This window comes from Methylobacterium sp. ARG-1 (assembly GCF_001262595.1).
In the GTDB taxonomy this organism is placed as follows: domain Bacteria; phylum Pseudomonadota; class Alphaproteobacteria; order Rhizobiales; family Beijerinckiaceae; genus Methylobacterium; species Methylobacterium brachiatum.
In genome coordinates this window covers 1-18,777 of sequence record NZ_LHCD01000019.1, presented here as the reverse complement: position 1 = coordinate 18,777, position 18,777 = coordinate 1, and the positions used below count along the sequence as shown (strand labels likewise).

Genomic DNA, 18,777 nt, shown 5'->3' with positions numbered 1-18,777 from the left:
GGCGCGCCTGCCATGAACCCGTCCCGCCTGTTCATCCTGCGGCCGGTGGCGACGACGCTGCTGATGCTGGCGATCCTGATCGTCGGTGGCGTGTCGTACCTGAACCTGCCGGTCTCGGCGCTGCCGGCCGTCGATTACCCGACGATCCAGATCCAGACCTTCTATCCGGGCGCGAGCCCTGAGGTGATGACCTCCTCGGTCACGGCGCCGCTGGAGCGGCAATTCGGCCAGCTCGCCAACCTCAACCAGATGACCTCGCAATCCTCGGCGGGCGCCTCGGTCATCACGCTGCAATTCAGCCTGGACCTGGCGCTGGACGTGGCCGAGCAGCAGGTCCAGGCGGCGATCAACGCCGCCGGCAACCTGCTGCCCTCGGACCTGCCGGCCCCGCCGATCTACGCCAAGGTCAACCCGGCCGACGCGCCGGTCCTGACCCTCGCGCTGACCTCGAAGACCCTGCCGCTGACCCAGGTGCGCGATCTCGCCGAGTCGCGGCTCGCCCAGAAGATCAGCCAGGTGGCGGGCGTCGGCCTGGTCAGCATCTCGGGGGGCCAGCGCCCGGCGATCCGGGTGCGGTTCAATGCGCGGGCGCTCGCCGCCTACGGGCTGAACATCGACGACCTGCGCACCACCATCACCAACCTGAACGTCAACACCCCCAAGGGCTCGATCGACGGCCCGAAGCAATCCTACGCGATCAACGCCAACGACCAGATCCGCGACCCGAAGGCCTACAATTCGGCGATCATCGCCTATCGCAACGGCGCCCCGGTGATGCTCTCGGAGGTCGCCGACGTGGTCGAGGGGCCGGAGAACACCAAGCTCGGCGCCTGGGCCGACGGGACGCCGGCGGTGATCCTCAACATCCAGCGCCAGCCGGGCGCCAACGTCATCGCCACGGTCGACAAGATCAAGGCGCTGCTGCCCCAAATGCAGGCGAGCCTGCCGACCGCGGTGGCGGTGGCGCCGCTCACCGACCGCACCACCACGATCCGGTCTTCGGTGGAGGACGTGCAGTTCGAGCTCGGGCTGGCGATCGCGCTGGTCGTGCTGGTGATCTTCCTGTTCCTGCGCAGCCTGTCGGCGACGCTGATCCCGAGCCTGTCGGTGCCCCTGTCGCTGATCGGCGCCCTGTCGGTGATGGACCTGTACGGCTTCTCCCTCGACAACCTGTCCCTGATGGCGCTGACCATCGCCACCGGCTTCGTGGTCGACGACGCCATCGTGGTGATCGAGAACATCGCCCGCCACGTGGAGGCCGGCGATTCGCCCCTCGAAGCGTCCCTGAAGGGGTCGCGCGAGATCGGCTTCACCATCATCTCGCTCACCGTCTCGCTGATCGCGGTGCTGATCCCGCTGCTGTTCATGGGCGACGTGGTCGGGCGCCTGTTCCACGAATTCGCCATCACGCTGGCGGCCACCATCGTGATCTCTGCGGTGGTCTCGCTGACCCTCGTGCCGATGCTCTGCGCGCGCCTGCTCAAGCACGTGCCCGAGGCCCAGATCCGCCGCCGCGAGGGCGTGGTGTCGCGCGCGGGCCGGCGCGCCATCGACGGCCTGATCGCTGGCTACGGCCGCGCCCTGCGCGTGGTCCTGAACCACCAGGGCCTGACCCTGCTGGTGGCCCTCGGGACCCTGGTCCTGACCGTCTACCTGTTCGTGGTCATCCCCAAGGGGTTCTTCCCGGTGCAGGATACCGGCGTGATCCAGGGCATCACGCAGGCGGACCAGTCGGTCTCCTACGGGGCGATGGCCGAGCGCCAGCAGCGGATGGCCGCGATCATCCTGCAGGATCCGGACGTGGCCAGCCTGTCCTCGTTCATCGGGGTCGACGGCCAGAACGTCACGCTCAATTCCGGCCGAATGCTGATCAACCTCAAGCCGCGCGACCAGCGGACGGACTCGGCCAGCGCGATCATCCGGCGGATCAATGCGGCGGCCCGGGCCGAGCCCGGCATGCGCCTGTACATGCAGCCGATCCAGGACCTGACTATCGACACCGCGGTCTCGGCGACCCAGTACCAAGTCATCTTGGAGACCCCGAACCTCAACGATTTCGAGACCTGGGTGCCGCGCTTCACCGAGGCCCTGGCGAAATCCCCCGTGGTCGCCGACGTGGCGAGCGACCACCAGGCGCAGGGGCTGGCCGCCTACGTCACCATCGACCGGCCCACGGCGGGCCGCTACGGCATCACCCCGGCGACCATCGACAACGCCCTCTACGACGCCTTCGGCCAGCGGATCATCTCGACGATCTTCACCCAGTCCAACCAGTACCGGGTGATCCTGGAGGCCGACCCGAACCTGCACACCACCCTGCGCAGCCTCGAGACGATCTACCTGCCGTCCTCGACGGCGGCCAACGGCCAGGTGCCGCTCTCCGCGGTGGCGCGGATCAGCGAGCGGCGGGCGCCCCTGCTGATCTCGCATCTCGGGCAGTTCCCCGCCACGACGGTGTCGTTCAACCTCGCACCCGGCGCGGCCCTCGGGCAGGCGGTCGAGGCGATCGAGCAGGCCAAGGCCGCGATCGACCTGCCGCCCTCGTTCCGGGTGGTGCCGCAGGGCTCGGTCTTCGCGTTCCAGTCGGCGCTCAGCAACGAGCTGTTCCTGGTGCTCGCGGCGATCATCACGGTCTACATCGTGCTGGGCGTGCTCTACGAGAGCTTCATCCACCCGATCACGATCCTGTCGACCCTGCCGTCCGCCGGCATCGGGGCGCTGCTCGGCCTGATGCTGTTCGGCCTGTCCCTCGACATCATCGCGGTGATCGGCATCGTGCTGCTGATCGGCATCGTGAAGAAGAACGCGATCATGATGATCGACTTCGCGCTCCAGGCCGAGCGCGAGGACGGGCTCGATCCCCGGGAGGCGATCTTCCAGGCCTGCCTGCTGCGCTTCCGCCCGATCCTGATGACCACGCTGGCCGCCCTGTTCGCCGCGGTGCCGCTGATCCTCGGCACCGGCGTCGGCTCGGAGTTGCGCCAGCCGCTCGGCATCTGCATCGCCGGCGGCCTGATCGTCAGCCAGGTGCTGACCCTGTTCACGACCCCGGTGATCTACCTGGCGTTCGACCGGCTGGAGCGCCGGATCGCCGGGCGGCGGGCGCCGGATGTCGCGGGCGGCGAGGCGCTCCCGTGAACATCTCCGAGCCGTTCATCCGCCGGCCGGTCGCGACCACGCTGCTCACGATCGGCGTGCTGCTCGCCGGCCTGTTCGCGTTCCTGAAGCTGCCGGTGGCGCCGCTGCCGCAGATCGACTTCCCGGTCATCCTGGTCCAGGCGCAGATGCCGGGCGGCTCACCCGAGACCATGGCGACCACCGTGGCGGCCCCCCTCGAGCGGCGGCTCGGCGCCATCGCGGACGTCAACGAGATGACGTCCACGAACGCGCTCGGCTCCACCCGGATCGTGCTGCTGTTCGGCCTGAACCGCGACATCGACGGGGCCGCGCGCGACGTGCAGGCTGCGATCAACGCGGCGCGCGCCGACCTGCCGGCCTCGCTCCGGCAGAACCCGACCTACCGCAAGTTCAACCCCGCCGACACGCCGATCATCATCCTGGGCCTGACCTCGGAAACGCTGACCCGCGGCCAGGTCTATGATTCGGCCGCCACAGTGGTGCAGCAGAAGCTGTCCCAGCTGCCGGGCGTCGGCAATGTCGATATCGGCGGCTCGTCCCTGCCGGCGGTGCGGGTGGAGCTCGATCCCACCGCCCTGTTCAATTACGGCATCGGCCTCGAGGGCATCCGGGCGGCGCTCGCCTCGGCGAACGCCAACTCGCCCAAGGGCGAGATCGATGCCGGCGGACGGCGCTACCAGCTCTACGCCAACGACCAGGGCCGCAAGGCCGAGGATTACCGCGACATCATCGTGGCCTACCGCAACGGCGCCGCGGTGAAGCTCACGGATGTGGGCCAGGTGCTCGACGGCGTCGAGGACAAGCGCAACCTCGGCATCGTCAACGGCAAGGCCGGGGTGCTGCTGTTCGTCTACAAGCAGCCTGGCGCCAACGTGGTCGAGACCATCGACGCCGTGAAGAAGGCGCTGCCGCAGCTCACCGCGGCGCTGCCGGGCGGCATCGACATCAAGCTCACCGGCGACCGCAGCGCCACGATCCGGGCGTCGCTGGCGGCCACCGAGGAGACCCTGCTCGTGGCGGTCGGCCTCGTGATCCTGGTGGTGTTCGGCTTCCTGCGCTCCGGCCGGGCGACCCTGATCCCCGCGGTGGCGGTGCCGATCTCGATCATCGGTACCTTCTCGGCGATGTACCTGCTCGGCTACTCGCTCAACATCCTGTCGCTCACCGCCCTGATCATCGGCACCGGCTTCGTGGTCGACGACGCCATCGTGGTGCTGGAGAATGTCCAGCGCCACATCGAGGAGGGCAAGCCGCGGCTGCAGGCGGCCCTGATCGGCGCCCGGGAGGTCGGCTTCACGGTGATCTCGATGAGCCTGTCGCTCATCGCGGTGTTCCTGCCGATCCTGCTGATGGGTGGCCTGATCGGCCGGATCTTCCAGGAATTCTCCGTCACCCTGTCGCTGTCGATCCTGATTTCTCTGGTGTTGTCGCTCACGACGACACCGATGATGTGTGCCCGGCTGCTGCGGCCCGAGGGGCACGGGCGTCCGGTGGGACGCCGCCCGAATATCCTGATTCGCGGCCTGGAGGGCGGCTTCTCCTGGCTGCTCGACGCCTATGCCCGGACGCTCGCGGTGGCGCTGGCGCACCCGCGCCTCGTGCTGCTGAGCCTGCTCGCCACGGTGGGGCTCAACGTCTACCTCTACGTCATCGTGCCGAAGGGCTTCTTCCCCGAGCAGGATACCGGCCAGATGATGGGCGGCGTCCAGGCCGATCAGCGCATCTCGTTCCAGTCCATGGAGACCAAGCTCCGGCAGGCCACCGCCATCGTGGGCGCGGATCCGGCGGTGGAGAGCGTCGTGGGCTTCACGGGCGGGCGCGGCACCAACTCGGCCAACGTGTTCATCGGCCTGAAGCCCATCGGCGAACGGGCGCCGATCTCCGCCGTGATGGCGCGGCTCCGGCCGAAGCTGGCCCAGGTGGCGGGCGCGCGGCTCTACGTCTTCCCGCGTCAGGATCTGCAGATGGGCGGCCGCCAGAGCTTCGCCCAGTACCAGTACACCCTCCAGGGCGACACCGCCGAGGAGCTGTTCGCCGCCGCCCCGAAGCTGCTGGCCGCCCTGCAGAAGGACCCGACCTTCGCGGACGTCACCTCGGACCAGCAGGAGGGTGGGCTGGAGACCCGGGTCGTGATCGACCGCGCCACCGCGTTCCGGTACGGCATCACCCCGAACAAGATCGACAACACGCTGTACGACGCCTTCGGCCAGCGCCAGGTCTCGACGATCTACAACCCCCTGAACCAGTACCACGTCGTGATGGAGATCGCCCCGCGCTACCTGGAATCCCCCGAGACCCTGAAGCAGATCTTCGTCTCGACCTCCGGGGGCAACGCGCCGGGCTCGGCCACCACCAACGCGGTGGCCGGCACCGTGGCGGCGGCGGGTGGCGTCAACACCAATGCGGCCACCGGCACCAGCAGCCCGGGGAGCGGCGCCGCCGCGACGGGGGCCACGACCGGCACGGGCGCGGTCGGCGGCGCGTCCACCGGCGTCGCCGCCGCGTCGACCGCGGCCGCCAGCACGGCCGACGCATCCTCGAACGCCGCCGCGATCGCCTCCGATTCAGCCCGCAACGCCTCCTCGAACGCCATCGCGGCGAGCAAGGGCGGGGCCTCGTCGAGCGCGCCGGTCTCGGCCGCCAAGGAGACCATGGTTCCGCTCTCGGCCTTCGCGCGGATCGAGCCCGGCAACGCCCCCGTGCAGGTGAGCCACCAGGGCCTGTTCGTGGCGACCACGATCTCGTTCAACCTGGCGCCGGGCAAGAGCCTGTCGGATGCCACGGTGGCGATCGACCGGGCGATGTCGTCCCTGCGGCTGCCGGCCACGATCCACGGCGAATATGCCGGCGCAGCCAAGAACTACGTCGCCTCGGCCTCGCGTCAGCCGCTCCTGATCCTGGCCGCGATCCTGGCGGTCTACGCGGTGCTCGGCATCCTATACGAGAGCTTCGTGCACCCGCTGACGATCCTCTCGACCCTGCCGTCGGCGGGCGTCGGGGCTGTGCTGGCCCTGCTGGTGACCGGCACCGAATTCACCATCATCGCGCTGATCGCGGTGTTCCTGCTGATCGGCATCGTGAAGAAGAACGCGATCATGATGATCGACGTGGCCCTCGATGCCGAGCGGACCCGGGGCGCGAATCCCGTGGACGCGATCCGCGAGGCCTGTCTCGTGCGCTTCCGGCCGATCATGATGACCACGCTCGCCGCGATGCTCGGGGCCGTGCCGCTGATCCTGGCCACCGGCGAGGGGGCCGAGCTGCGCCGGCCCCTGGGCATCGCCATCGTGGGCGGATTGATCGTGAGCCAGATCCTGACCCTGTACACCACCCCCGTCGTCTACCTGACCCTCGACCGCCTCCGGCACCGGGTGCTCGCCCGCCGCAGGCGCGCCGGGCGCGGCGGCGCAGCGGCATTGCCGGCCGGAGAGTGATGCGCCCGTTTTCACGTGAAACACCGCCGGCACCCGCGCGCGCGCCCATATCCGTCGGCACTGTGGGCTGCACGCGCGCATCTTCGACGGATGCGGCGCAGGTCCCCTCTCCCGTGCGGGATAGGGGGCACGTCGCAGCTCAACGCCTACTGACGCAGGGTGACTTGCCTCCTTACGCAGAGGGCAGAGGGAGACGTATCGGCAACCTACGCAGCGCCCTGATCCTCCTCCCCATCATCCCCGCGTTGGCGGGCTGCGTGGTCGGCCCCGACTATGCCCGGCCCTCCGTCGAGACACCGCTCGCCTACAGGGAAGGCGGCAAGCGGGAGGACAGCCCAGCCGTCGTGGCCGCGCGCAAGAAGGGCTGGCGCGAGGCCCGGCCCAACGACGCGGCCGAGCGGGGCGATTGGTGGCGGGTGTTCAAGGACCCGATCCTCGACCGCCTGATCCGCCTGGTCGACGTCGACAACCAATCCCTGCGGCAGGCGGTGGCGAATTACCGGCAGGCCCGGGCCCTGGTCGCCTCGGCCCAGGCCGCCCTGTACCCGACCGTCATCGGCGCCCCGAGCATTACCCGGACAGGCAGCGGCAACACCGTGCGCACCAGCGCGTCGCTGCTCGGCCAGGCCAGCTGGGAGCTCGACCTGTTCGGCGGCACCCGCCGGAACATCGAGAGCGAGGCGGCGCTCGCCCAGTCCGACGCGGCCACGATCGCGTTGACCCGCCTGACCATCCAGGCCGAGATCGCCGCCGACTACCTGACCGTGCGCTACGCCGACGCCCTCCAGAAGGTGCTCGACGAGAACGTGGCGAACTTCAAGAAGACGCTCGCCATCACCGAGAACCAGTACGCCGCCGGCGTCGCGGCCCGCTCCGACGTGATCACCGCGCAGACCCAGGTCCAGACCATCGAGGCCCAGGCCATCGCGGTTCGGCTGACCCGGGTGCAATACGTCAACGCCATCGCCACCCTGATCGGGCGGCCACCCTCGGAGGTCTCGATCCCGGTGGCCGGCATCGGCCGCAACCCGCCCGCCGTGCCGGTCGGAATCCCGTCCGACCTTCTCGAGCGGCGCCCCGACGTGGCTCAGGCCGAGCGTGTGGTGCAGGGACAGAGCGAGCGGATCGGCGTCGCCGTGGCGGCCTTCTTCCCGACCGTCACGATCTCGGCCCAGGGCGGGGTCTCCGGGCTGACCCGCAACGGCCTGTTCTCCGCGGCCAACCAGGTCTGGTCGACGACCGCGGCCGGGACCGAGGTCCTGTTCGATGGCGGCGCCCGCACCGCGGCCGTGCGCTCGGCCGAGGCCGGCTACGACGCGGCGGTGGCCAATTACCGGCAGGTGGTGCTCGCCGCCCTGGCGGAGGTCGAGAACCAGATGGCGGCCCTGCGCATCCTCGGCCTGCAGCAGGGGGCCCAGGATGCGGCCGTCGAATCCTCGCGCAAGGCCGTGGAGATCACCCTCAACGAGTACCGGGCCGGCACGCAGAACTTCACCACCGTGGTGACCGCCCAGGGCCTGCTCGTGAACAACGAGATCAACGCCCTTCAGGTCCGGCTCAGCCGCTTCACCGCGGCGGTCACGCTGATTCGGGCGCTCGGCGGCGGCTGGGACGTGCGCTCCCTGCCCAGCGACGCCGAATTGAAGGGCCCGGCCCTGCCGATCGACCGGGGCGGTCAGGCCGTCCGGGTGGACGAGTAGCTTATCGGGGCTCCGCCCCCGAACCCCGCCAAAGGGCTGAGCCCTTTGGGATCCCGGATCAGGCATGTCCCGGGCAGGGCTGCACCTCGATCGTGACGTGGCTCAGGTCGCGCAGCCCGGCGAGCCGGGCCTTGTAGTGGGCCGGCGGCTGCGGGTTGTCGCTGACCAGGGCGATCACGGCGGCGCGATGGCCCGGCCCGACCTGCCAGAGATGCAGGTCGCTCACCCGGTCGCCGTCCGTCTCCAGGCGGGCGCGGATCTCCGCGGTGGCAGCCGGCGACGGCCGGGCGTCGAGGAGCACGAGGCCGGCCGTGCGCAGGAGGCTCCAGGACCAGGCCAGGATCACCACCGTGCCGACCAGACCCATGGCCGGATCGAGCCAGGCGAGGCCGAGATAGCGCCCGCCGAGGAGGGCGGCGATCGCCAGCACCGAGGTCAGCGCATCCGCGAGCACGTGGATATAGGCGGCGCGGAAATTGGTGTCGTGCCCGCCATGCCCGTGAACACCATGACCATGCCCCCCGTGCCCGCCATGGCTGTGGCCGCCATGGGCATGGCCATGATGCCCGTGGTCGTCATGGTCGTCGTGCAGGAGCCAGACGCTGGCGAGGTTCACGGCCAGCCCGAGGATCGCGATCGGGATCGCCTGCCCGAAGCCGATCGGCGCCGGATGGAGCAGCCGGTCGATGCTCTCGGCGCCGATCAGGAGCGCGACCAGGCCCAGGATGATCGCGCTGGCAAACGCCGCCAGATCCCCGAACTTGCCGGTGCCGAAGGTGAAGCGCGGATCCTCCGCGTGCCGTCGGGCAAAGCGATAGGCCAGGGCCGCGATGCCGAGCGCCGCCGCATGGGTCGACATGTGCCAGCCATCGGCCACCAGCGCCATCGAGCCGAACCAGCTGCCGCCGGCGATCTCGACCACCATCGTGACCGCCGTCAGCGCCACCACCGCCCAGGTCCGGCGCGCGTGCCGGTCGTGCCGATCCCCCAGGAAGACGTGGCCGTGGCTCCAGGGTTCGAGGGAATGGGTATGCATGCGCATCTCCGTTGCAATCGTCTCGGTGGAGCATAGCGGCGGACAGCCGGAACGGGCATTGCTACAGGCCAGTTGTCACGCCGATTTGCTGCACCGCAGACCGATGGGAGCCAGGAATGGCCGAGCAGACGACAGCCCTCAAAGATGATGCGGCCAGCGGTACCAAGCCGGCGCCGCCCTGCACGCTGGTGATCTTCGGAGCCGGCGGCGACTTGACCAAGCGCCTGCTGATGCCCTCGCTCTACAACCTCGCCGGGGCCGGGCTCCTGCCGGAGGGCTTTTCCATCCTGGGCGTCGACCATTCCGACGGGACCGACGAATCCCTGCGCGACAGCCTCACCAAAACCATGGAGGCGTTCAGCAAGGATCCGACCTCGGAGTTCCACGCCGACCATATCGATCCCAAGAGCTGGGGCTTCATCCGCGACCGGCTCCATTACCTGAAGGGCGATTTCGAGAAGCCCGAGACCTTCGCCGCGGTCAAAGACAAGGTGCGCGGCAGTGCGGTGTTCTACTGCGCGGTGGCGGCCCGGTTCTTCGGGACGATCGTCGATGGCCTCGGCCAGGCCGGGCTGCTCCGCCAAGAGAACGGCGATTTCCGCCGGGTGGTGATCGAGAAGCCGTTCGGTTCCGACCTCGCCTCCGCCCGGGAGCTCAACGCCCGGATCCTGAAACAGGGCGACGAGAGCCAGTTCTACCGGATCGACCACTTCCTCGGGAAGGAGACGGTCCAGTCGATCATGGCGTTCCGCTTCGCCAACGGCCTGCTGGAACCGGTCTGGCGGCGGGAATACATCGACAGCGTCCAGATCACCGCGGCCGAGACCGTGGGCGTCGAGGAGCGCGGCGGCTTCTATGAGCCGACCGGGGCCCTGCGGGACATGGTGCCCAACCACATGTTCCAGCTGCTCTGCATGGTCGCCATGGAGCCGCCGAACTCCTTCGACGCCGAGGCGGTGCGCTCGGAGAAGGCCAAGCTCGCCCAGGCGGTCAAGCCGATCCCCCCGGAGGACGCAGTGCGCGGCCAGTACACCGCGGGCACGTCGGAGGGGCATGACGTGCCGGGCTACCGCGACGAGCCGCATGTCGCCAAGGATTCGGTCACCGAGACCTACATCGCCCTCAAGCTCAACATCGAGAACTGGCGCTGGGCCGGCGTGCCGTTCTACGTCCGCACCGGCAAGCGCATGACCGGGCGGCGCACCGAGATCGCGGTGCTGTTCAAGCCGGCTCCGTTCAAGATGTTCGAGGACACGCCCAACGCCGATCTTGGCCCGACCGTGATGCGGATCATGATCGATCCGGACCACGGGGTCAGCACCGAGTTCAACGTGAAGGTCCCGGGCCCGGAGATGCGGATCGGCCGGGTCGGGGCAACGTTCCGCTACAAGGACTTCTTTCCCGATCAGCCGAATGTCGGCTACGAGACCCTGCTGTACGATTGCATGATCGGCGACGCGACCCTGTTCCAGCGGGCCGACAATATCGAAGCCGGCTGGGCGGCGGTCGATCCGCTGCTCAAGGGCTGGCCGCAGGCGGATGTGAAGCCCTATCCCGCCGGCAGCACGGGGCCGAAGGAGGCCGACGAGCTCCTGGCCCGCGACGGCCGCCATTGGCTGGGCCTCGACGGCAAGACGGATTGAAACCAGTTCTCAAGGACTCGGCTTCGATCCGCGAAAGCCCCGGATTCAAAAGGTCCGGGACCTTTTGCGGGTACGGGCAGAGCCCGCACTCTTCAAGGGCTTCGCCAAAGGGCTGAGCCCTTTGGAAACCCCGATCTCAGCGCCGCTTGAACGGCAGCATCGCGGCCACGGCGAGCGCGTCGACCCGGTTGTTCAGCGGGTCGCTGGCATGGCCCTTGACCCAGTGCCAGGCCACATCGTGGCGCTCGCGAGCGGCGTCGATCCGGCGCCAGAGATCCTCGTTCTTCACCGGCTTCTTGTCGGCGGTGCGCCAGCCCCGGGCCTTCCAATTGTGGATCCAGCTGGTGATGCCCTGGCGCAGGTACTGGGAGTCCGTGAACAGGTCGACCCGACAGGGGCGCTTGAGCGCCTCCAGGGATTCGATCGCGGCCAGGATCTCCATGCGGTTGTTGGTGGTGAAGGCCTCGCCGCCCGAGAGCTCCTTCTGGGTGTCGCCGAAGATCAGGATCGCGCCCCAGCCGCCCGGGCCGGGATTCCCCGAGCAGGCGCCGTCCGTGTAGATCTTCACCCGCGTCGGCTCGGCCGCGGTCTCGGTCGTCTCGGTGCTCATCCGTCCCTCAGGCCTGCCGCCCGTAATCCTGCGCGTCCCGCGCCTGGCGGTGGAAGGTCAGCCGGTGATCGAATTCCCGCGGGTCCTTGGGCTTCACCAGGGCACCGGGCGGCACGTTCAGCCAATCGACCAGGCGGGTCAGCATGAAGCGCAGCGCCGCGCCCCGGCACAGGATCGGCAGCGCCGCGACTTCCGCGGGCTCCAGGGGTCGCACCGCCTCGTAGCCGGCAATCAAGGCAGCCGCCATGTCCCGGTGGAAGGTGCCGTCGGCCTCGAAGCACCAGGCGTTGAGGCAGACCGCGAGGTCGTACGCGAAGGCGTCCGTGCAGGCGAAGTAGAAGTCGATCAGCCCCGAGAGGGCGTCGCCGATGAAGAACACGTTGTCGGTGAACAGATCCGCGTGGATCACCCCGCCCGGCAGGTTTTCGGGCCAGGACGCTTCGAGGAGCGCGAGGTCGGCGCGGGTGCGCTCCGCCAGCCCCGGCGCGACCGAATCGGCCTGGGCCTCGGCCTGCGCGAAGAGCGGGCGCCAGGATTCCACCGAGAGGCTGTTCTCGCGCACCATGCGGAAATCGGCGCCGGCGGCGTGCAGCTCGGCGAGCGCCCGGCCGAGTTCCCGGCAATGCCCGACGCCCGGTGTCTTGACCGAGACCCCCTCCAGAAAGCTGACGATGGCGGCGGGCCGGCCGCAGAGCTGGCCCAGAGCCGTGCCGGCCCGGTCCCGCACCGGCTGCGGGCAGGCGAGCCCGCGGGCCGAGAGATGCTCCATCAGCCCGATGAAGAACGGCAGATCCCCCTCCCGCACCCGCTTCTCGTAGAGGGTCAGGATGTAGCGGCCCCGGGTGGTCTGCAGGAAGAAGTTGGAATTCTCAACGCCCTCGGCGATGCCCTTGAAGGAGAGCAGGCTGCCGATGTCGTAGGCGGACAGGAACTCGGAGAGCGCCGCGTCGGATACCTCGGTGTAGACGGCCACGTGTTCGCGCTCGGGTTCGGGATTCGTTTGGGATTCGGGATCGCCCATGGGCCGGACGGTCCCGGTCTTCCGCCCCCTCATCCTGAGATGCTGCGCAGCAGCCGCGAAGGAGGGCTCCAGCCGGCCGCACGACCCCTGAAGCCCTCCTTCGCGGCTCCCGCTACGCTTCGGCCCCTCAGGATGCGGGATTTGGTCGGGATAAGCCCCCGTCGGGGGCCGTATCCGGAGCGGCCTACTCGGCCGCTTCGCTGCGCAGCTCGCGCGGCAACGGGAAGACCATGTCCTCGACCACTGTCGAGACCGTGTCGACGATCACGTCGTAGCGGGCCGCGAAGGCTTCGATGATCTCCTCGACCAGCACCTCGGGGGCCGAGGCGCCGGCCGTGAGGCCGAGCTTGCGGATGCCCTCGAAGGCCGGCCAGTCGATCTCCTCGGCGCGCAGCACGAGGCGGGTGATCGGGCAGCCGACGCGCTCGGCGACCTCGCGCAGGCGCTGCGAGTTCGAGGAGTTCGAGGAGCCGACCACGATCAGGGCGTCCACCAGCGGGGCCACCTGCTTCACCGCTTCCTGGCGGTTGGTGGTGGCGTAGCAGATGTCGTCCTTGTGCGGCCCGGTGATGTTCGGGAACTTCTTCTTCAGCGCCTCGACGATGTGGCGGGTGTCGTCGACCGACAGGGTCGTCTGGGTGACCCAGGCGAGGTTGTCGGGGTTCTCGGGGGTCAGGGCCTGGATCTGGTCCAGATCCTCCACCAGGGTGATCGAGCCCTTGGGCAGCTGGCCCATGGTGCCGACCACCTCGGGATGGCCGGAATGGCCGACCAGCAGCACGTGGCGGCCGCGCTTGTGGTGGATCTCGGCCTCGCGATGCACCTTGGTCACCAGCGGGCAGGTGGCGTCGATCGTGGTCAGCCCGCGGGAATCGGCGTTGGCCGGCACGGTCTTGGCGACGCCGTGGGCGGAGAAGATCACCGGGGCGCCGCTATCGGGCACCTCGTCGAGCTCGCGCACGAACACGGCGCCCTTCCGCTTCAGGCTCTCGACCACGTACTTGTTGTGGACGATCTCGTGCCGGACGTAGACGGGCGGCCCGTAGAGGGCGAGAGCCCGCTCGACCACGTCGATGGCCCGCACCACGCCGGCGCAGAAGCCGCGGGGGGCACAGAGCAGGATCTCCAGCGGCGGCTTGCCGGTGGTGCCTTCACCAGAGGAGCTCTGGGCGGGCGCGAGGGACGCGATGTCTGCGGTCATGGGGGCGATGTGGCGAGGGCGGGGCTGTCCTGTCAACGGTCCTGGACTGCGAACCGGGCAGGAAGACGACCGCGGAGCGCCTCTGTAGCACGTTTGCCGCGCCAATTGGACCCGGGGCGCCCGGATCCACCCCCTAGAGCCGCCGGATCCCCGTCACCGCCCCAAAACTGTTCTCCTGGATCCGGGCGACCGCGCCGGCCAGGGGCTCGACCGCCACGGCCATGTGGTGGCCGTTGGCGTGGATCAGCGTCTCCGGGTCGAGCATCAGCCCGACATGGCCGCGCCAGAACACGAAATCGCCCCGGCGCAATCCTTCCAACGCCAGCGGCAGCGCCCGGCCGAGGTCGCGCTCCTGCATGTCCGCGTCGCGCGGGCAGGGGAGGCCGGCGGCGTCGAGGCAGAGTTGCACGAGGCCGGAGCAATCGAGCCCCAGGCTGGTGCGGCCGCCCCAGAGATAGGGAATGCCCACGAGCCGCTCGGCCGTGGCGGCGTAGTCGGGCTCGTGCTGCGCCAGCGGGGCGCAGTGGCGCGCGAAGACGTAGCCGCCGGGGGTCTCGAGATAGGCCCCCGCCTCACCGGTGACCACGAGGCGCGCGCCGAGGCTGAGATGCGCGCGCACCGGCCGCTTCAGGTCGGGCTCGGGATACAGGAAGGTGCGCAACGCCGTGACCCGATGGGTCGGCTCGGGATCGGCGTCGCCCAGGGATGCGGCCGGCAGGTAGCCGACATAGCTATCCCGGACGAGTTGCACGAAGGCGAACCCGTCCTGCTCGGCGTAAAAATCCACGGCGTCGCCGAGCAGCGCCTCGGTGTCGAGCCCGGCCGCCGGGGAGGGCGCCCGGCGCAGGGGCGCGGCGGGCGCCACGACCCGGCGCGGCGTGGCGGCGACGAACCGCTCCGCCGTGACCCGGCCTCTCAGACTCAGGTCGGCGATGTCCGGGCGCGCCGGGGTCAGGCGGGGATCGAGCGATTCGGTCATGGCGGTCAGCCTATACATTCACCGGCCCGCCCGGGATCGGACGGGGCATTCCGTCTGGCCGCTGGTCGATATGCGCGCTCTTATGCCGCATCGGGATGCCGGACGACTACCGGATGATTTCGCCCTGGGAAATCAGGCCGCTGGCCTGCCTGATGCCGTGACACCGATGCGAGTCATGTTCCCGGGACGGGCGGCCGACGTTTTTGATGCACTGCACAACCCGTCGGGAAAGCGCTATGTCCGTCCCATGATGACCGCGAGTCGCCCCGTGAAGAAGACGCAGAAGAGCTTCGCCGACCTGCCGCCGATCCGCGTGCGCCGCGAGCCGCCGACGGTGAACGAGGCGGTCGCCGCCGCCCAGGATCTGGCCGACGATGTCGAGCAGCAGGTCGAGATCGCCGCGGGCCTGATCGGGCTTCCGGCCGATGAGGTGCGCCCGCACGTCCTGGCGGCCAAGAAGGCCAAGCCGGAGCGCGCGCCTGAGCGGATCCTGACCCATGCCAGCCCGAGCCGGGCGCCGCGCACCGTGGTGGTCGAGCGCCGCACCCGCCCGACCGTGGTGATCGAACGCCGCAGCCGGCCCCTCGCGCCGCCGCGCTGATAGGGCCGGACCGGTCCTCACCGGACCTCACGGGCGTCGGCGCACCGGCTGCAGCCCGGCGCGACGCCAAGTCCAAAAAGATCAATCGGCGGTCTGGACCGACCAGGTGGCGTGGCGGATGCCCGGGGCCTTGGCGAGATCGGCCGTGACCGCATCGAGCTCGTCCGCCTTCACGGCGCTGGCGGTGAGCGTCGCGACCACGTCGACCGCGCCCTCGCCGCGCTCCTCCACCTCGACGCTGCTCACCGGATAATTCGCCGCCTCCAGGCGCTCGACCAGCAGGTCCTGGGCGGGTCCGGCCTCGCCGGGCGCGGTGGTCACCTGGACCTCGTAGGTCGCCTCGGTCGCCGATTCGCGGATCGGCGCGCGGTTGATGGCGTTCACCAGCGGCCGCAGCGCGGTGTTGCAGGTCAGCACCGTGATGGTGACGAACACCGCCTCCAGCGGCAGGTCGGCGCCGCAGAACGCGCCCACGGCGGCGGAGCACCACAGGGTCGCGGCCGTGTTGAGGCCGCGCACGTTCATCCCCTCCTTCATGATCACGCCGGCGCCCAGGAAGCCGATGCCGGAGATCACGTAGGCCACGGTGCGGGTACCGCCGTCCGGGCCGGTCAGCCGCATGCCCAGATCGACGAAGGCCGAGGCGCCGATCGCCACCAGCACCGCCGTGCGCAGGCCCGCGGTACGCTGCCGGTATTGCCGCTCGGCCCCGATCGCGGTGCCGAGCACGAAAGCCACCATCAGGCCGATGGCGGATTTCAGTTCTTCCGGGATGGCGGCGTAGCTGGTCATGGCGGTCTCTTGCGAGGGGAGACGTGACGAAACCGTGACATCATGGCTCGGCCGCTCCACCGAAGGCGGAACCCGTCGGGATTGACGGCCCCACCGGGCAGCAGGCACACCGGCTCCAACCTGAGGATCCCATGAGAATACGGGACCCGGCCGAGGAGACGTGCAGGATGCAGGACACGGCCCCCGCGGCAGGAGTTTGTCTCCCCGCACGAGCGTTTCCCGCATGAGCGGCGCCCTCGTCGAAAGCCGGCCCGCCGCCTTCACCCCGGATGCCGCCACTCCAGACGCCGCCCTACACGGGCGGGTCATGGCGCTCCGCGACGGACTGGAACGCGGCTTGATCGGCAGCGCCGGCCTGGTCGAGCGCCTGCTGATCGGGCTTCTCACCGGCGGCCATCTCCTGATCGAAGGTGCGCCGGGGCTGGCCAAGACCCGCGCGGTCAAGCGGCTGGCCGACGGGCTCGACGGGTCGTTCGCCCGCATCCAGTGCACCCCGGACCTGATGCCGGCCGATCTCACCGGCACCACCGTCTGGCGCCAGGACAGCGGCAGCTTCGAGTTCCTGCAGGGCCCCCTGTTCCACGCCCTGGTGCTGGTGGACGAGGTCAACCGCGCGCCGCCGAAGGTGCAATCGGCCCTGCTCGAGGCGATGGCCGAGGGGCAGATCACGGTCTCGGGCTCGACCCATCCGCTCGCCGACCCGTTCATGGTCGTGGCGACCCAGAACCCGATCGAGCATGCCGGCACCTTCCCGCTGCCGGAGGCGCAGCTCGACCGCTTCCTGCTGCACGTCGTGGTCGAGATGCCCGACGAGGCCACCGAGCGGGCGATCCTCGACCTCGTGGAGGGTGAGATCACCCACCATGCCGAGGCGATGCCGGTGCGCCTGTCGCTCGCCGACGTGCGCGCTGCCCGGGAGGCGGCGCTCGCCACCTACGTGTCGCCGGCGCTCAAGGATTACCTGGTCCGCCTGGTGGCGGCGACCCGCACCGATACGGCGGCGCCGGACCTGCGGGCCATGATCGAGCATCCCGCCTCGCCGCGCGGCACCCTGGCGCTGATGATGGCCGGCAAGGCCCGGGCCTGGCTCCGGGGCCGGGACCACGTCACCCCGGAGGATGTCACGGAGCTCGCCCGGGACGCGCTCTCCCACCGGATCGGCCTGACCTGGCGGGCCGCCGCCGAGGGCAAGACCGCCCGCGGCCTGGTCGGCGAGCTGGTGCAGCGGGTGCGGGCGCTCTGAGCGTGTTCGGGTTCTGGGACAGGCGACGCCCTCTCCCGCCCCCCTCTGCGGGGGAGGGTACCCTGCGCAGCAGGGGGGGAGAGGGGAGCGCCGCATCCGGACAGGGCGTGGGCTTCGCCAAGTCTCAAGACCACGGCATCCACCTCTCCGGCGAGGCCCTGATGGGCCTGCGCCATCTCGCCCGGCGGGGCGCGGCGCCCGCGACCCGGACGCTCGCGGGCCTGCCCGGCGGCATCGTCACGAAACGGCGCGGGCGCGGTTCCGAGCCGGAGGATGTGCGGCTCTGGTCCGAGGGCGACGACCGCCGGTTCATCGACCGCAACGCCACCGCGCGCACCGGGCAGCTGCATGTGCGCACCCATCACGACGAGCGCGACCGCGCCGTGGTGCTGCTCGCCGATTTCCGGCCCTCCATGCTGTTCGGCACCCGCCGGGCCCTGCGCTCGGTGGCCGCCGCCGAGGCCCTGGCGCTGCTCGGCTGGCGGGTGGCGGCCGATGGCGGCCGGGTCGGCCTCGCCGTAGCGACCGCCGGGGCGCCGACGGTGCTGCGCCCGTCCGGCGGCGAGCGCGCCATGATCGCGGTGACCGGGGCCCTGGCTCAGGCCCATGCCGGCGCCCTCGAAGCCGCCGGCGCCGCCGGGTCCGACGCGCCCCTGGAGCCGATCCTCGGGCTCGCCCGCAGCCTGCTGCCCTCGGGCGGCCACCTGGTCATCGCCAGCGCCCTCGACGCCCCCGGGCCTGGCTTCGACGCGACGCTGACCCTGCTGGCCGAGCGGGTCGCGATCCGGCTCATCCTGGTCAGCGACGCCTTCGAGCGCATCCGCCCACCGGGCTTCTACCCCTTCGCCCTGGCGGATGGCCGGCGCGGGACCGCACTTCCCGCAGCGTTGCCGGGCGAGACCGCCGAGGCGCGGCTCGCCGACTACGCCCGCCGGGGCATCGCCGGCGTGCGCCTCGACGTCGAGGCCGGCCCCGAGGCCTACGCGCCGCTGATGGAGCGCCTCGATGCGGTGCTGTGAGGCGCGGGCGCACGCTTTCGAACGGGATGGCAGAACAGATCCGTCAGTCCGGGCTCCGCTGCGCGGCCCCGGAATGACGGCGTGTCTGGTCACGGCGATCCGTCAGCCGGGACGTGCCGGACGATCCGCGGGCCTCGCGCGATGAACCCCGCCGAGATCGCCCCGTCCCTCGACCAGCTCCGCGGCCTGCACCTGCCCGGGGGCGCCGCCGGGGCGGTGCAGGGGGAGATCGTCGCGGCGGCGGCGCTCGGCTTCCTCGCCGCCCTGCTGGTCGGTCTCGTCCGCTACCTGCGCGGTCGGGCCCGGGCGAGCCTGCGCCGGGCTGCATTGGCGGAACTCGCCGGCACCCGCAGTCTCGAC

General features: G+C 70.3%; 13 protein-coding genes and 1 pseudogene. 8 read left to right on the top strand and 6 right to left on the bottom strand.

The annotated features are described in order from the left end of the window. Window positions 1–12: 12 nt before the first annotated feature. The 3 genes from AKJ13_RS17890 to AKJ13_RS17880 all read left to right on the top strand — a co-directional run bounded on the left by AKJ13_RS17890 (window position 13) and on the right by AKJ13_RS17880 (window position 8,272). Window positions 13–3,138: an MdtB/MuxB family multidrug efflux RND transporter permease subunit gene (locus AKJ13_RS17890; RefSeq protein ID WP_050734574.1), complete on the top strand. Its 3,126-nt coding sequence runs from the start codon at window positions 13–15 to the stop codon at window positions 3,136–3,138. After that, window positions 3,135–6,572 (top strand): efflux RND transporter permease subunit, encoded by a 3,438-nt coding sequence (locus AKJ13_RS17885; protein ID WP_050734573.1) that lies wholly within the window; start codon window positions 3,135–3,137, stop codon window positions 6,570–6,572. Before AKJ13_RS17890 ends, AKJ13_RS17885 begins: the two co-directional genes overlap by 4 nt. A 197-nt stretch (window positions 6,573–6,769) precedes the next feature. Continuing rightward, entirely contained in the window at window positions 6,770–8,272 is a 1,503-nt protein-coding gene (locus AKJ13_RS17880) for an efflux transporter outer membrane subunit (RefSeq protein WP_144426294.1), read from the top strand. Window positions 8,273–8,330: 58 nt separating this feature from the next. Here the strand turns inward: AKJ13_RS17880 and dmeF are convergent, their stop codons facing one another. Next, entirely contained in the window at window positions 8,331–9,308 is a 978-nt protein-coding gene (gene dmeF / locus AKJ13_RS17875; RefSeq protein ID WP_050734630.1) for a CDF family Co(II)/Ni(II) efflux transporter DmeF, read from the bottom strand. Between the two features lie 116 nt (window positions 9,309–9,424). Between dmeF and zwf the strand changes: the two genes are divergently transcribed. Further along, entirely contained in the window at window positions 9,425–10,951 is a 1,527-nt protein-coding gene (gene zwf, locus AKJ13_RS17870) for a glucose-6-phosphate dehydrogenase (RefSeq protein WP_050734571.1), read from the top strand. A 136-nt stretch (window positions 10,952–11,087) separates the two neighbouring features. Here zwf and rnhA read toward each other — a convergent pair whose 3' ends face one another. The 4 genes from rnhA to AKJ13_RS17850 all read right to left on the bottom strand — a co-directional run bounded on the left by rnhA (window position 11,088) and on the right by AKJ13_RS17850 (window position 14,762). Beyond that, window positions 11,088–11,561 carry a ribonuclease HI gene (rnhA, locus tag AKJ13_RS17865; protein ID WP_050734570.1) on the bottom strand — a complete coding sequence of 158 codons (474 nt, stop codon included), beginning with the start codon at window positions 11,559–11,561 and terminating at the stop codon, window positions 11,088–11,090. A gap of 7 nt (window positions 11,562–11,568) precedes the next feature. Then, entirely contained in the window at window positions 11,569–12,534 is a 966-nt protein-coding gene (gene thrB / locus AKJ13_RS17860) for a homoserine kinase (protein ID WP_050734629.1), read from the bottom strand. A 232-nt stretch (window positions 12,535–12,766) separates the two neighbouring features. Next, window positions 12,767–13,783, bottom strand: a complete 1,017-nt coding sequence (ispH, locus tag AKJ13_RS17855) for a 4-hydroxy-3-methylbut-2-enyl diphosphate reductase (protein ID WP_050734569.1) — start codon at window positions 13,781–13,783, stop codon at window positions 12,767–12,769. 133 nt (window positions 13,784–13,916) lie between these two features. Next, window positions 13,917–14,762, bottom strand: coding sequence for an NlpC/P60 family protein (locus tag AKJ13_RS17850; protein WP_050734568.1), 846 nt, complete (start codon window positions 14,760–14,762; stop codon window positions 13,917–13,919). 268 nt (window positions 14,763–15,030) lie between these two features. Between AKJ13_RS17850 and AKJ13_RS17845 the strand changes: the two genes are divergently transcribed. After that, window positions 15,031–15,363, top strand: coding sequence for a hypothetical protein (locus AKJ13_RS17845; RefSeq protein WP_244471645.1), 333 nt, complete (start codon window positions 15,031–15,033; stop codon window positions 15,361–15,363). Between the two features lie 81 nt (window positions 15,364–15,444). Here the strand turns inward: AKJ13_RS17845 and AKJ13_RS17840 are convergent, their stop codons facing one another. Continuing rightward, a complete protein-coding gene (locus AKJ13_RS17840; protein ID WP_050734566.1) occupies window positions 15,445–16,155 on the bottom strand; it encodes an MgtC/SapB family protein in 711 nt (236 codons plus the stop codon). A gap of 223 nt (window positions 16,156–16,378) precedes the next feature. Between AKJ13_RS17840 and AKJ13_RS17835 the strand changes: the two genes are divergently transcribed. The 3 genes and pseudogenes from AKJ13_RS17835 to AKJ13_RS17825 form a co-directional block, all read left to right on the top strand. Then, window positions 16,379–17,398: a MoxR family ATPase gene (locus tag AKJ13_RS17835; RefSeq protein WP_050734565.1), complete on the top strand. Its 1,020-nt coding sequence runs from the start codon at window positions 16,379–16,381 to the stop codon at window positions 17,396–17,398. A gap of 161 nt (window positions 17,399–17,559) precedes the next feature. Further along, a complete protein-coding gene (locus tag AKJ13_RS17830) occupies window positions 17,560–18,417 on the top strand; it encodes a DUF58 domain-containing protein (RefSeq protein ID WP_244471647.1) in 858 nt (285 codons plus the stop codon). 141 nt (window positions 18,418–18,558) lie between these two features. Continuing rightward, window positions 18,559–18,777: pseudogene (locus AKJ13_RS17825) on the top strand (DUF4381 domain-containing protein); the annotation flags it as partial.